The 13,995-nt window shown below is 65.7% G+C and carries 15 protein-coding genes; 12 read left to right on the top strand and 3 right to left on the bottom strand.

Features of this window, described 5'->3' with window-relative positions; genetic code table 11:
- Nucleotides 1–3: 3 nt before the first annotated feature.
- The 9 genes from MTR72_RS36250 (at nt 4) to MTR72_RS36210 (ending at nt 9,317) form a co-directional block, all read left to right on the top strand.
- Nucleotides 4–468, top strand: coding sequence for a GNAT family N-acetyltransferase (locus tag MTR72_RS36250; RefSeq protein ID WP_280971144.1), 465 nt, complete (start codon nt 4–6; stop codon nt 466–468).
- Nucleotides 469–568: 100 nt separating this feature from the next.
- Entirely contained in the window at nt 569–1,633 is a 1,065-nt protein-coding gene (locus MTR72_RS36245; protein ID WP_280967075.1) for a LacI family DNA-binding transcriptional regulator, read from the top strand.
- 105 nt (nt 1,634–1,738) lie between these two features.
- Entirely contained in the window at nt 1,739–3,193 is a 1,455-nt protein-coding gene (gene xylB / locus MTR72_RS36240) for a xylulokinase (protein ID WP_280967074.1), read from the top strand.
- Nucleotides 3,194–4,516 (top strand): xylose isomerase, encoded by a 1,323-nt coding sequence (gene xylA, locus MTR72_RS36235; protein ID WP_280967073.1) that lies wholly within the window; start codon nt 3,194–3,196, stop codon nt 4,514–4,516.
- 12 nt (nt 4,517–4,528) lie between these two features.
- Nucleotides 4,529–5,290 (top strand): ATP-binding cassette domain-containing protein, encoded by a 762-nt coding sequence (locus MTR72_RS36230; RefSeq protein WP_280967072.1) that lies wholly within the window; start codon nt 4,529–4,531, stop codon nt 5,288–5,290.
- Complete coding sequence (locus tag MTR72_RS36225) at nt 5,290–6,372, top strand: ABC transporter permease (RefSeq protein WP_341512034.1); 1,083 nt, start codon at nt 5,290–5,292, stop codon at nt 6,370–6,372. The genes MTR72_RS36230 and MTR72_RS36225 overlap by 1 nt, the downstream gene beginning before the upstream one ends.
- Before the next feature lie 95 nt (nt 6,373–6,467).
- Nucleotides 6,468–7,400 (top strand): sugar-binding protein, encoded by a 933-nt coding sequence (locus MTR72_RS36220; protein ID WP_280967070.1) that lies wholly within the window; start codon nt 6,468–6,470, stop codon nt 7,398–7,400.
- Nucleotides 7,401–7,487: 87 nt separating this feature from the next.
- Nucleotides 7,488–8,465: an aldo/keto reductase gene (locus MTR72_RS36215; RefSeq protein ID WP_280967069.1), complete on the top strand. Its 978-nt coding sequence runs from the start codon at nt 7,488–7,490 to the stop codon at nt 8,463–8,465.
- Between the two features lie 3 nt (nt 8,466–8,468).
- The gene (locus tag MTR72_RS36210; RefSeq protein ID WP_280967068.1) at nt 8,469–9,317 is read left to right on the top strand and encodes an amidohydrolase family protein; all 849 of its coding nucleotides are present in this window, start codon (nt 8,469–8,471) and stop codon (nt 9,315–9,317) included.
- 189 nt (nt 9,318–9,506) lie between these two features.
- Here MTR72_RS36210 and MTR72_RS36205 read toward each other — a convergent pair whose 3' ends face one another.
- The 3 genes from MTR72_RS36205 to MTR72_RS36195 all read right to left on the bottom strand — a co-directional run bounded on the left by MTR72_RS36205 (nt 9,507) and on the right by MTR72_RS36195 (nt 12,179).
- Nucleotides 9,507–9,872 carry a nuclear transport factor 2 family protein gene (locus tag MTR72_RS36205; protein ID WP_280967067.1) on the bottom strand — a complete coding sequence of 122 codons (366 nt, stop codon included), beginning with the start codon at nt 9,870–9,872 and terminating at the stop codon, nt 9,507–9,509.
- Nucleotides 9,873–9,984: 112 nt separating this feature from the next.
- Nucleotides 9,985–10,335 (bottom strand): RidA family protein, encoded by a 351-nt coding sequence (locus MTR72_RS36200; RefSeq protein ID WP_027549734.1) that lies wholly within the window; start codon nt 10,333–10,335, stop codon nt 9,985–9,987.
- A gap of 173 nt (nt 10,336–10,508) precedes the next feature.
- Entirely contained in the window at nt 10,509–12,179 is a 1,671-nt protein-coding gene (locus tag MTR72_RS36195; RefSeq protein WP_341512033.1) for an FAD-binding dehydrogenase, read from the bottom strand.
- A gap of 247 nt (nt 12,180–12,426) precedes the next feature.
- Here MTR72_RS36195 and MTR72_RS36190 point away from each other — a divergent pair, with 247 nt between their 5' ends.
- From MTR72_RS36190 to MTR72_RS36180, 3 genes are all read left to right on the top strand, one after another.
- Nucleotides 12,427–12,948, top strand: coding sequence for a hypothetical protein (locus tag MTR72_RS36190; RefSeq protein ID WP_280967065.1), 522 nt, complete (start codon nt 12,427–12,429; stop codon nt 12,946–12,948).
- Between the two features lie 113 nt (nt 12,949–13,061).
- The gene (locus tag MTR72_RS36185) at nt 13,062–13,256 is read left to right on the top strand and encodes a hypothetical protein (protein ID WP_341512032.1); all 195 of its coding nucleotides are present in this window, start codon (nt 13,062–13,064) and stop codon (nt 13,254–13,256) included.
- 28 nt (nt 13,257–13,284) lie between these two features.
- Nucleotides 13,285–13,875, top strand: coding sequence for an SCO family protein (locus tag MTR72_RS36180; protein WP_280967063.1), 591 nt, complete (start codon nt 13,285–13,287; stop codon nt 13,873–13,875).
- Nucleotides 13,876–13,995 lie beyond the last annotated feature (120 nt).

Here is a 13,995-nt window from a genome sequence, read left to right as displayed (position 1 = left end):
ACGATGCAGATCCGCACCGGCGACACCTACGATCCGCGTGTGATCGCGCTCCTTGACTATCACGCCACGACGGCGCGGGCCCAGACCGCGCCGGGCAGCGCGCATGCGCTCGATCTCTCAGGCCTGCGCGCGCCCGACGTTGCATTCTGGACCGGCTGGGACGGCGAGACGCTGGTTGCCATCGGCGCGCTGAAGACGCTTTCGGCTGACCATGGCGAAGTGAAGTCGATGCACACGCTTGCAGCAGCGCGACGCCGCGGCTTTGCGGGCCAGATGCTCGGCCACATCATCGCGGCCGGCCGCGCGCGGGGCCTCAAGCGGCTGAGTCTCGAGACCGGCTCCTGGGACTATTTCAAGCCCGCGGTCGCGCTCTACCGCGCGCACGGCTTCGTGCCCTGCGGCCCGTTTGAGGGCTATGTCGAGGACCCCAACAGCCTGTTCCTGACGCTCGATTTGAGTGATCGTTGAGCTTTCGCGCGGCGTGCGGCGCACAACCGTGACTCGAAAACACCGCTTGCCCCCTCAAAATGAGTTGCGTACCTCAAAACGCCTCTGCTAGCCTTCAGCCATGGCCGAGGAAACCGACACGCATACCGACACGGTCGCCGGCACCGCGCTGACGTTGAAGGACATCGCCCGCCAGGCGGGCGTCAGTCTTGCGACAGTGGACCGCGTCCTGCACAACCGCCCGGGCGTCCGGCCGGACACGGTCCGGCGCGTCAAGGAGGCGATCGCGCGCAACGCCTTCCAGCCTCATGTGGCTGCGGCCGAGCTCGCCCGCGGCCGGGCCCGCCGCTTCGCCTTCGTGATGCCGTCGGGGCCGAACCTGTTCATGCAGCAGATCCAGGACTATCTCGGCGAGATGTCGGCCTGGCTTTCGGCCCGCCGCCTCGCGGTCGAGGTCGTTGCAACCGATGTGTTCGATCCGTCCGTGCTCGCCGCCTCGCTTGAGGCGCTGTCGGGCGATTGCGATGGTGTCGCCGTGGTGGCGCTGGACCATCCGAGCGTCCGCGCCGCGATCAACGACCTCGTCGATGCCGGCACCAAGGTGGTGACGCTGGTTTCGGACGTGCCGTCCTCGCGCCGCCACCATTATGTCGGCATCGACAACATCGCCGCGGGCCGCACCGCCGGCGCGCTGGTGGGGCGGCTGGCCGGTCAAAAGTCCGGCAAGGTCGCGATTGTTGCGGGATCGCAGGGGCTGCGCGACCATGCAGAGCGCATCTTCGGCTTCACCCAGGTGATGGCGGCGGAATTTCACGGGCTTAACGTGCTGCCGGTGCTGGAAGGCCGCGACGAGGACGACCGCTCGGAACAGGTTTTGGGGCGACTGCTGCGCGCTCATTCCGACATAGTCGGCCTCTACAACGTCGGCGCCGGCACGCAAGGCGTCGCCAAGGCGCTCGGCGATGCCGGACGGGATAAGCAGGTGGTGTTCGTCGGTCACGACGTCACGGTGCTGACGCGCAGACTGCTGTTGCAGGGCGTAATGGATGCCGCGATTTCGCAGAACCCGGGGCATGAAGCGCGCGCCGCCGTGCGCGTGCTGCTCGCGCTCGCCCGCGGCGAGCCGATCCTGCGCGAACAGGAGAAGATAAGGATCGACATCGTGATGCGGGACAATCTGCCCTAGGCCCAAGGGACGATCAGCCGAACGGCAGGACGGATTTCGAGAAGGCCCCTAGCGGGAAGGCGACGAAAGTTCGCACGCCGCGACAGGATCGAAAGGGAGGATGGCGTGTATCTCGGAATGGACATCGGCACGTCCGGTGTGAAAGCGGTGCTCGTGAGCGAGGCCGGCGCGATCGTCGCGACGACCGCGCGCGAGCTTGCGCTGTCGCATCCCGCGCCGCTGTGGTCCGAGCAGGATCCGGACGCCTGGGTCGATGCGGCAATCGGCGCCGTCGATGATCTTGCCGCAAGCCATCCGCGCGAGGTCGCGCGGGTGCGCGGCATCGGGTTGTCCGGTCAGATGCATGGCGCGACGCTGCTCGGCGCGGACGGCCGTCCGCTGCGCCCGGCCATTCTGTGGAACGATGGCCGCTCGCAGGCCGAATGCGCCGCGCTCGAGCGGCGCTGTCCATCGCTGCAGGGCATCGCCGGCAATCTGGCGATGCCTGGCTTCACCGCGCCGAAGCTGCTCTGGGTCGCACGGCATGAGCCCAAGATATTCGAGCGCGTGGCAAAGGTGCTGCTGCCGAAAGCCTATGTCCGTTATCGCCTCACCGGCGAGATGGTCGAGGACGTGTCGGATGCCGCGGGTACGCTGTGGCTCGACGTCGGCCAGCGCCGCTGGTCCGCCTTGCTGCTGCATGCCACCGGGCTCGATCTTCACCATATGCCGCGCCTCATCGAAGGCAGCGAGGTCAGCGCGACGCTCGCGCCGGAATTGGCGCAGCGCTGGGGCATGGCAAAGGACGTCGTGGTCGCCGGCGGCGCCGGCGATTGCGCGGCGAGTGCTATCGGGCTCGGCGCGATTGCACCCGGCGATGCCTTCCTGTCGCTCGGCACCTCGGGCGTGGTGTTTCGCGTGACCGATCGGTTTGCGCCGGCGCCGGCCTCGGCCGTCCATGCGTTCTGCCACGCGCTGCCCGGCCTGTGGCACCAGATGGGTGTGATGCTGTCGGCGGCGGCCTCGCTTGCCTGGCTGGCCGGCGTCATGGAGACACCGGCGGCTGCGCTCTTGGCGCCGCTCGGTGAGCGTGTCGATCGGCCGAGTCCCGTCAAATTCTTGCCTTATCTCGACGGTGAGCGCACACCGCACAACGACGCTGCGGCCAGCGGTGCCTTTGTAGGCCTACGCGGTGCGACCGGCCGCGGCCAGATCGTTCAGGCCGTGCTGGAAGGCGTCGCCTTTGCCGCGCGCGACAATCTGGCGGCGCTGAGCGCAGCGGGCGGACCGATCGCGGAGGTCGATCTCGTCGGCGGCGGCTCGCGCTCGCCACTCTGGGCGCAAATCTGCGCCGACGTGCTCGGCATTCCCGTCCACCGCGTCGAGGAAGGCGAGGTGGGGGCAGCGCTCGGCGCCGCGCGGCTCGGCCGGCTCGCCGCCACCGGCGAGGAGCCTGCAGAGGTCTGCTCGCGACCGCGGCGGCTTGCGAGTTTCATGCCCCGCTCAGCCACTGCTTCCGCCTACGACGATGCCTATCGCCGCTGGCGCGATCTTTACCCCGCGTTGAAGGAGTCCGCTTAAGTGAACGCGTCAGCCAAATTCTTCGATGCAAGCGCACCCGTCGCCTTTGCCGGCAAGGATGCCGGACAAGCGCTTGCCTTCCGCTGGTACGACAAGGACCGCATGGTCCATGGCCGGCGGCTCGAGGATCACTTGCGCTTTGCGGTCTGCTACTGGCATTCGTTCTGCTGGCCGGGCGGCGATCCCTTCGGCGGCGAGACGTTCTTGAGGCCCTGGCACCACGGCACCGATGCGATGGCTCTGGCGCGGGCCAAGGCCGATATCGCCTTCGAGCTGTTCCGCCTGCTGGACGTGCCCTTCTTCACCTTCCACGACGTCGATGCGGCGCCGGAAGGCGCCTCGCTCGCCGAATCTGTCGCCAACCTCAACGCGATCGCCGATCTGTTCGAGAAGAAGATGGCCGCGAGCAAGGTGCGCCTGCTCTGGGGCACCGCAAACTTGTTCACGCACCGCCGCTACATGGCAGGTGCTGCAACCAATCCCGATCCCGACGTCTTCACCTATGCCGCCGGCCAGGTCCGCGCCGCGCTGGAAGTGACGCATCGGCTCGGCGGCCAGAACTATGTGCTGTGGGGCGGGCGCGAGGGCTATGAGACGCTGCTCAACACCGATCTCAGGCGCGAGCTCGACCAGCTCGGCCGCTTTGTCTCGCTCGTGGTCGAGCACAAGCACAAGATCGGTTTCAAGGGCCCGATCCTGATCGAGCCCAAGCCGAAGGAGCCGACCAAGCATCAATACGATTTCGACGTCGCCACCTGCTACGGCTTTCTGCAGCGCTACGACCTCTTGAACGACGTCAAGCTCAACATCGAGCAGAACCACGCCATCCTTGCCGGCCACTCCTTCCATCACGAGGTCGCGCTCGCCGAGGCGCTCGGCGTCTTCGGCTCGCTCGACATCAACCGCGGCGATGATCTGCTCGGCTGGGACACCGACCAGTTCGCGATGAACGTGCCGGAGCTCGCCCTGGTGTTCCACGAGATCCTGAACCGCGGCGGCTTCACCTCCGGCGGGCTCAATTTCGACGCAAAGATCCGGCGCCAGTCGATCGATCCCGACGACCTGATCCATGCCCATGTCGGCTCGATGGATGCCTGCGCGCGCGCGTTCCTTGCCGCCGCTGACATGATCGATGCCGGCGCTCTCACCGCGCCGCTCGCCGAGCGTTACGGCAGATGGGCGGGCGCCGAAGGCCGTGCCATTCTCGGCGGAGAGCGTTCGCTTGCCGATCTCGCCGATCGTGCACTCACACCCGGCTTCGACCCGCAGCCGCGCTCGGGCCGGCAGGAGTATCTGGAATCCCTGGTCAACCGCTACGTCTGAGCGAGGCGGCTTATGGCAAATGCAGCAGCACAGCAGCCAGTCCTCGAACTGACCGGGATTGGCAAGGAGTTCGGCGCGATCCGTGCGCTGCATGGCGTCGACATGCAGGTCTTCCCGGGCGAGGTGGTCGGCCTGATGGGCGACAATGGCGCCGGCAAGTCGACGCTGGTCAAGATCATCGCCGGTAATTTTCGCCCGAGCCACGGCGAGATCCGCTTTGCCGGCAGCGCGGTCCATTTCAACCGCCCGGTCGATGCCCGCGCGGTCGGCATCGAGGTGGTCTATCAGGACCTCGCGCTGGCCGACAATCTGACGGCGGCCGCCAACGTGTTTCTCGGCCGCGAGCTGAAGCGCAAGTTCGGCCCGTTTGCCTTGCTCGACCACAAGGCGATGGCGGCGCGCGCGCTGGAGCTGTTCGGCGAACTGCGCTCGGAGACACGGCCGTATGATCTCGTCAAGCAGATGTCGGGCGGCCAGCGCCAGGCGGTCGCGATCGCGCGGACGCGGCTCTCCAATGCCAGGCTGGTGATGATGGACGAGCCGACGGCCGCGATCTCGGTGCGTCAGGTCGAGCAGGTGCTGAGCCTGATCCACCGGCTGAAAGAGCAGGGCGTCGCCGTGATGCTGATCTCGCACCGCATGCCGGACGTATTCGCGGTGTGCGACCGCGTCGTGGTCATGCGCCGCGGCGAGAAGCGCGCCGACAAGCCGATCCATGAGACGTCCCCTGAGGAAGTCACCGCTCTCATCACCGGCGCGAAGGAGGCGGCGTGATGGCCATGCCCATGGAATCCCCGATCACCTTCACCAATATCGGCAAGGCCAGGTGGTGGCAGCGCGGCATCTTCGCCTCCCAGACCGGCTATGTCCTGCTCGCGCTCGCGGTGCTGCTGGTGATCATGCATTTCGCCAGCCCCTATTTCTTCACCGAAGGCAACATGCAGAACGTGGCGAAGAATTTCTCCTTCATCGCCATTGCGACGCTCGGCGTCACCTTCGTGATCATCACCGGCGGCATTGATCTTTCGGTCGGCTCGATGATGTGCTTCTCGGCGATGATCACCTCGATGGTCATGACCGAGCTGTCGACGCCCGGTTCGCCCGCAGCCTCCCTGTTCGTTCACATGGCCGCAGACGGCAAGACCGTGATTGCCAACGTGCCGGGGCTCATCCTGCTGATCTCGCTCCTCGCCGGTCTGGGCGTCGCGCTGATCGCCGGTCTCGTCAACGGCTTCTGTATCGCCGTGCTCGGCCTGTCGCCCTTCGTCACCACGCTCGGTATGCTCTCGATCGTGCGCGGGCTCGGCTATGTCGTCTCCAACGGCCGCGGCAGTTTTCCGGGCGGGCCGGACGCCGATTACTTCTACGCAGCGACCTCCGGTGACGTGCTCGGCGTACCCGTACCTTTCATCTATCTCGTCATCCTCGCGCTGGCGATGGCCATCGTCCTGCACCACACCAGCTTCGGCCGGCATGTCTTCGCGCTCGGTGGCAACGAGAAGGCGGCCGAACTGACCGGCATCCCGGTCGTGCGGGTAAAGATCGAGGTCTATGTGATCTGCGCGCTCGCCGCGGGACTCCAAGGCATCATCATCTCCGGCTGGCTCGGATCGGCGCCGGCCAACATGGCGACATCCTATGAGCTCAACGTGATTGCGGCGGCCGTGATCGGCGGTGCCAATCTTGCCGGCGGCGTCGGCGGTCCGTTAGGGGCCATCGTCGGCTGCGTGCTGCTCGAGGTGATCCGCAACGGTCTCGTGCTGGCGCAGGTCAGCTCCTACTGGCAGCAGACGCTGGTGGGTGTGATCATCATCCTGGCGGTGCTGGTCGACCGCATCCGCTCGCGGATGATCTGAAGTGACGTCGTTTCGGGAGGGCAACGAAGATGCCGCCTATCCGCTTCCCGGACGATTTTGAGAGGATAGGCGCCAGACAAGGGTGGAGGAGAGCAATGAGGAGACTTCTTCTTGCCGGCATGGCCGTCGTGATGATGGCGGCCCCGGCGTTTGCCGCGAACTACCGTTTCGTGATCGTGCCCAAGGCGATGAACAACCCGTTCTTCGATTTCGCGCGCGATGGCTGCCAGAAGCGCGCCAAGGAGCTCGGCAACATCGAGTGCATCTACAAGGGGCCGGTCGAGCACGAGCCGGCGACGCAGGCGCAGATCATCCAGGACTTCATCACCCAGAAGGTCGATGGCCTTGCGATCTCAGTCGCCGACGTCGCGGCCATGACCAAGTCGATCGAGGCGGCGACCGCGGCCGGCATCCCCGTCATCACCTTCGACGCCGATGCGCCGGGTTCCAAGCGCATCGCCTATATCGGCACCAACAACAAGGAGTTCGGCCTCGCGCTCGGCAAGCAATTGCTGAAGCTTCGGCCCGACGGCGGCAAATATGCCATGGTCTCGGGCGGCCCCGGTGCCAAGAATCTCGCCGAACGCGTCGATGGCGTTCGCGAGGCGCTGAAGGGCTCGAAATGGACCGAGGTCGGCGGCTCGCCGACCTTCTGCAACGATGATCCCGCGCTCGCGGTCCAGCAGATGACGGATTTGCGTACCGCGACGCCCGACCTCGCCGCGATCGTTCCCGTGGGCGGCTGGCCGATGTTCGCCCCCGAAGGCTTCAAAGCTTTCGCCACGAGGTACAAGAAGGACATCGACGCCGGCAAGTTCACGCTTGTTGTCGCCGATACGCTGAAGATGCAGCTCGAGCTGCTGCGCGACGGCTATGCCAATGCTTTGGTCGGCCAGCGCCCGTTCGAGATGGGCGAGAAGGCGATGGATACGCTGCTCGCCATCAAGAAGGGCGAGAAGGTGCCGGAGATCGTCTATACCGGCCTCGATCTCGTGACCAAGGACAACGTCGCACAGATGTTGAAATAGGAGTGTCGCCAGCCCCACACTCTTATGCTCCCTCCCGCTTGCAGAGCCCGCAAGCGGGAGGGACACTGGCTCCCGGAAGGAACGGCAATGAAACGGTCGCAGTTCGGCGCTCTCGATGTCACATCAATCGGTCTCGGCACCGCGCCGCTCGGAGGATTGTTTTCCGCGGTCAGCGACACTGACGCGGAAGCGACGATCGAGCGCGCATGGTCGCTTGGTGTCCGCTTCTTCGACACCGCGCCGCTCTACGGCTTCGGCCTCGCCGAGCGGCGGCTGGGTGGCTTCCTGCGGCAAAAACCGCGCGATTCCTATGTCATTTCCACCAAGGTCGGACGGCTCTTGCGGGCGCCGGCCGGCGTTGCGGGCGAGGACGATCACTATAAGGACACGCCGCGCGAGCGGCCGGTGTTCGACTTCAGTCATGACGGCGTCATGCGTTCGGTCGAGGAGAGCCTTAAGCGCCTTGGGCTCGACCGCGTCGATATCCTGCTCGTTCACGATCCGGACGACCACTTTGAGGCCGCAGTTGCCGGCGCCTTCCGCGCGCTCCGTCGCCTCCGCGATGAGGGCACGGTGAAGGCGATCGGCGCCGGCATGAACCAGTCCGAGATGCTGGTCCGCTTCGCCGAGGCCGTGTCCCTCGACTGCTTCCTGCTGGCCGGTCGCTACACGCTGCTCGACCAGGGCGCGCTGGATGCGCTGTTTCCGCTGTGCCTTAGGAAAAACATCGGCATCCTGCTCGGGGGCATCTACAACAGCGGCATCCTCGCCGATCCGCGCGCCGGCGCGAAATTCAACTATGAGGATGCCGACGCAGTGCTCGTCAAGCGCGCGATCGAGCTCGACGAGCTCTGTCGCAAGCACGGCACGGAGCTGAAGGCGGCCGCGTTCCAGTTCTGCATGGCCCATCCGGCGGTGACGGTCGCGCTGACCGGCGCCCGAACGCCGGCGGAAGTGTCCGACAACATCGCGATGTCGGAACGAACCGTGCCGCCGGCCTTCTGGCAGGAGCTGCGCGCGCGCAACCTCGTCGATGCGCGGGCGCCGTTGCCCGGTGGAGTGTAGCGCATGGTGATCGACGGCCATCAGCATTTCTGGGATCCGGCGCGCGCCGACTATCCCTGGATGGAAGCGCCGGAGCTGGCGCCGATCCGCCGCGCATTCGGCCCGGTCGACCTCGCGCCGCTTCTGAAGGCGAACGGCATCGACGCGAGCATCCTAGTGCAATGCCGCTCCGCGCTGGCGGAGACCGAGGAATTCTTGCGCATTGCCAGCGCAACGCCCTCCGTCATCGGCGTGGTCGGCTGGGCCGATCTTACGGACGGCGCGCTCGACGAGACGCTTCATCGGCTGCGTACTTCGCCTGGTGGCGAGAAGCTCGTCGGCATCCGCCACCAGGTCCACGATGAGTCCGATCCGGATTGGCTGCTGCGCGAGGACGTCCAGCGCGGACTCACCGCGGTGTTCGCGCACGATCTCGCCTACGACCTCCTGGTCCGCAGCCGCGAGCTGCCGGCCGCGATCGCTACCGCGCAGGCCTTTCCCAAGGCGCGCTTCGTCCTCGACCACGCCGCCAAGCCGCCGATCGCCGATGGCGGCAGCGCCGAATGGTCCGATCGCATCGCCGCGCTCGCCGCTTGCGGCAATGTCTGGTGCAAGATCTCAGGGCTAGCGACCGAGGCGAAATGGGACGATTGGACCGCGGAGCGGCTGTTTCCCTACGTCGACCACGTCGCCAAATGTTTTGGCGAGGACCGTCTGATCTTCGGCTCCGACTGGCCGGTGTGTTTGCTTGCCGGAAGCTACAGCGAGATCAAGGGCGCGTTGGAAGCGTGCCTGGCGAAGCTCGGCCCGCATGTGCGCGAGAAGGCGTTTGGGGCGAATGCGAAGGCTGCGTATCGGTTGCTGGCTAACTAAAGCCGCGACCTCGCTGCCCCTTCTCCCCTTGTGGGAGAAGGTGGCGCGAAGCGCCGGATGAGGGGTCTCTCTCCGCGCGCTCACCGCAGCAGAGTTATTCGCGGAGAGAGACCCCTCACCCGTCTCGCCGCTACGCGGCGAGCCACCCTCTCCCACAACAAGGGGAGAGGGTAAGCAGAACGCGGATCCTCACGCCCCCGCGGGCACCTGATCCAGAAATCCCGTGATGCTCTTGATGCGCCCGTCGCGGAGTACGGCGAAGTCGGTGCCCTTGATCGGGCTGTCGACGCCGTCGGGGCCAAGGCCCCAACTGAAACGAACATGGTCGCCATAGCCGTTGGGCTCGCCGATCAGCTTGAACTTGAAGTCGGGAAAGCGCTGCTGCACGCCGGCAATCAGCGCGTCGACACCGTCATGGCCGTCACCCTTCATCAGGGGATCGACGTAGCTCGCGTCCGCCGTCCAGTTTTCGCTGAGCAGTTGGCGCCGGCGGCTCGCCGTGCGCTCGTTCCAGAGGTCGATATAGCGGCGGGCGATGGTGACGTGATCGGTCATGGTGCTCTCCTTCGATGGCGCCGTGTGGTTCGGCTGACCGTGACTATCGAAGGTTTGCGCGCGCCGATCGATTACCTCTGAGGTTATCGGCGCGCGCACAAATCACGCGGCGTCACTTTGCCGCGGTCACCATGATCTCGACGGTGTATTGCGGCGCCGCCAGCTTGGCTTCGACGGTGGCGCGCGCCGGCGTGTTGCCAGGCGACACCCAGGCGTCCCACACCGCGTTCATCTCCTGGAAGGTCTTCATGTCGGTGATGTAGATCGTCGCCGACAGCAGCTTCGACTTGTCGGTGCCGGCCTTGGCGAGATGGCCGTCGATCGTCGCCAGGATGTCCTGGGTCTGCTTGGTCACGCTTTCGCCGGCCGCCTTGTTGGCGACGACGCCGGCGAGATAGACGGTGTTGCCGTGCACGACGACCTGGCTCATGCGCGGGCCGGTTTCGAAACGCTGAATGCTCATTGCGGGTCTCCTGATGGAAGGGCGGCCCTGTCTAGCGCAGGGCCTCGCGCTCTGCCACCCCGTGCGGCGCATGCGTCGCCCACGGAAATCGGCCGAAAAAGCCCGGATCGAGTCGTCACGCCCTTGACGTCGATCGTATCGGCGAATGCCGCAACGGCGTGCCGGCGCGCGATCTATCCCACCGCTTTCGCCGCGGCGCGGCCCGCATTGCGGCCCGAGAACAGGCAGCCGCCGAGGAAGGTGCCCTCGAGCGACCGATAGCCGTGCATGCCGCCGCCGCCGAAGCCGGCGGCCTCGCCGACCGCGTAGAGCCCGGGAATGATCTGTCCTTCCTGGCCGAACACGCGCGAGTCGAGATCGGTCTCGAAGCCGCCCAGCGTCTTGCGGGTGAGGATATTGAGCTTGACCGCGATCAGCGGCCCGTGCGCAGGATCGAGGATCCGGTGCGGGGAGGCGGTGCGGATCAGCTTGTCGCCGATGTAGCGGCGCGCATTGTGGATGTTCATCACCTGCGCATCCTTGACGTAAGGGTTGGCGATCTCGCGGTCGCGCGCCTCGATCTGCATTTTGACATAGTCGAGCTTGAGGAGATCGTTGCCGGCAAGCTTGTTCATGGCCGCAACGAGGTCCTCGAGCTTGTCGCGCACGATGAAGTCGACGCCATGGTTCTTGAAGGCTTCCACCGGCGCCGGCGCGCCCTTGTTGGTGGCGCGGCGGAGCGTCATGCGCCAGCTCTTCCCCGTAAGATCGGGGTTCTGCTCCGATCCCGACAGCGCGAACTCCTTCTTGATGATGCTCTGCGTCAGGACGAACCAGGAATAATCATAGCCCGTAGACATGATGTAGCCGAGCTGGCCGAGCGTGTCGGAGCCGGGAAACAGCGGGGCCGGCAGGCGCGTGCCGGTCGCGTCGAACCACATCGAGGAAGGGCCGGGCAGGATTCGGATGCCATGGCGCGGCCAGATCGGTGACCAGTTCTGGATGCCCTCGACATAATGCCACATGCGGTCGCGGTTGATCAGCCGCGCGCCTGCCGCCTCGGTGATTCCGATCATGCGGCCGTCGACATGCTCGGGCACACCGGAGATCATGAATTTCGGCGGTTCGCCGAGCCGCTTCGGCCAGTTCTGCCGCACCAGGTCGTGATTGCCGCCGATGCCGCCGGAGGCGACGATCACCGCCTGCGCTTTCAGCGCGAACTCGCCGACGACTTTGCGCGAGGAGCTCTTGCCGCGCTCCACGTTGTCGGACTCGAGAATGACGCCGCTCACGCCGTCGACCGTGCCATTGGTGACGGAGAGCGCATCGACGCGGTGACGGAACTTGAAGATCAGCGGTCCGGAACTCGCCGCCTCGCGCGCGCGGCGTTCGAACGGCTCGACGATACCGGGGCCGGTGCCCCAGGTGACATGGAAGCGCGGCACCGAATTGCCGTGGCCCATCGCGTCATAGCCGCCGCGTTCGGCCCAGCCGACCACCGGAAAAATGCGATGGCCCATCGCGCGCAGCCAGTCGCGCTTCTCGCCGGCGGCGAACGCCACATAGGCCTCGGCCCATTGGCGCGGCCAGAAATCCTCGTCGCGGTCGAAACCGGCGGTGCCGATCCAATCCTGCAAGGCGAGATCGAAGGAGTCCTTGATACCGAGCCGGCGCTGCTCGGGTGAATCGACCAGGAACAATCCGCCGAACGACCAGAACGCCTGGCCGCCGAGCGACTGTTCGCCCTCCTGGTCGACGACGATCACGCGCTTGCCGGCATCCGCAATCTCGGTTGCGGCCACCAGTCCCGACAGTCCCGCGCCGACGACGATGACGTCCGCCTGCTCGCCCGAATGTACGGTCATGAGGTTCCCCCTGTAGTTGTCCGGATTGAAGCCAGCGGCCGTAGCTGAGATCAAGTGTGGAAGGCGTAAGAGTCCGTTAACTTGTTCCGGTTTGGGACCGAGGCCGGCGGAGTGCAGCGCGGACGCAACACTGGATTTGAATTTGTTTTGAGCGGGCCAGCGTGCCTAGACAAAACCACGGTTACGACGGACGCTAGCTGCGCATCACCACCAGACACAAAGATTCGAAATCGACTGGGGCGGGGAAATGAAGCTTCTGACGGGGTTGCTCGCGGCGATTCTCTTGATCGCGGGCATGGGGGCCTCTCACGCGGTGGTTCGGATCGCGGACGATCGTGGCGGCCGGATCGGAACCTATGTCGACCGCTACCAGGATCTGCGCCAGTCCGGTGAAACCGTCATCATCGACGGCCTTTGTGCTTCGGCCTGCACCATCGTCCTCGGCGCGATCCCGCGCGATCGCATCTGCGTCACCTCGCACGCGACGCTGGGCTTCCACGCGGCTTGGGATTTTGGCGCCAATGGCCGGGCCATCACCAATGCCGAAGCCACCCAGATGCTCTACGCGATGTATCCCTCGCAGGTGAGGCGCTGGATCGCACAGCGTGGCGGTCTCACCCCGCACATGCTCTTCCTCCGGGGCAAGCAGCTTCAGGCCATGTACAAGCCCTGCTACCTGGACGCGCAGGCTTCGACCAGCAGGCCGCTGCGCCGGCCTCTTCCGCCAGCGGACCAGCTCGAGTCCGCCCGGGGCGAGTTGTTTCACTAAATCCATCAGCGCGACGTGACCTGATCGTTTTGCCCGCCGGCGGCGCTTGCCCGCCCGCGGGCTAGCGCCTATTTGAAGGGCAGGGAACCGGAGCGTTCGCCCGGATCGTTGTCATGGCTCAACCGCTGCACCCCGCCCATCCGGTATCGGACAATTCGCCCACTGCCGGCCGGACGCCGTCCATGCTGGTGTTGGCTGGCGCAGGTCTCGGCGGCCTGATCGTGATCGGCGCGCTCGCATTGTGGTTCCACTATGGCACCCAGGTGTTCTTTGAAATGATCAGGACCGGCTTTGCCGCCTGTTTCTGACGCTGGGACAACAGGAAGTTTTTCGACCATGAGCTCCACCACCCGCCCGCTGGTGATCGCAACCGCCTTCGCCGCAAGCCTGGTCGTCGGGCTGCTCGTGGTGTTCTGGACGATGGGCGGCGTGAGCAAGGTGGCGCAGCCGGCCGCGATCGGCGGCCCGTTCCAGCTCACCGACCAGCACGGCAAGACCGTCACCGACAAGAGCCTGAAGGGCAAGCCGACGCTGATCTTCTTCGGCTACACCCATTGCCCCGACGTCTGCCCGACCTCGCTGTTCGAGATCTCCGAGGTGCTGCGCGCGATGGGCAAGGATGCCGACAAGGTCAACGCCTATTTCATCTCGGTCGATCCCGAGCGCGACACCCAGGCCGCGATGAAGGATTACCTGTCGAGCTTCGATCCTCACCTCGAGGGCCTCAGCGGCGATCCCGCTGATATCGCCAAGGTGATCACGTCCTACCGGGTCTATGCCAAGAAGGTCCCGACCAAGGACGGCGATTACACAATGGACCACACCGCACTGATCTACCTGATGGACCGCGACGGCCGCTTCGTCTCCCCCTTCAACCTGAAGCGCACGCCGGAAGAGGCCGCGGCCGAGCTGAAGCGATATCTCTGATACTTTCATTGGCGGGATCGACCGATCCATGGACTCGGTGCACCTCTCCCGCTTGGCCACAATCCCCGCTCGCGTTCCCGGTGGGATGGTCTATAAGGCCCTCCGATCTCAACGAAATTC

The sequence above is a fragment of the Bradyrhizobium sp. ISRA442 genome, from assembly GCF_038085055.1.
Taxonomy (GTDB): Bacteria; Pseudomonadota; Alphaproteobacteria; order Rhizobiales; family Xanthobacteraceae; genus Bradyrhizobium.
Note: the sequence above shows the minus strand (reverse complement) of the source record. Positions and strands in the feature narration are given on the sequence as shown.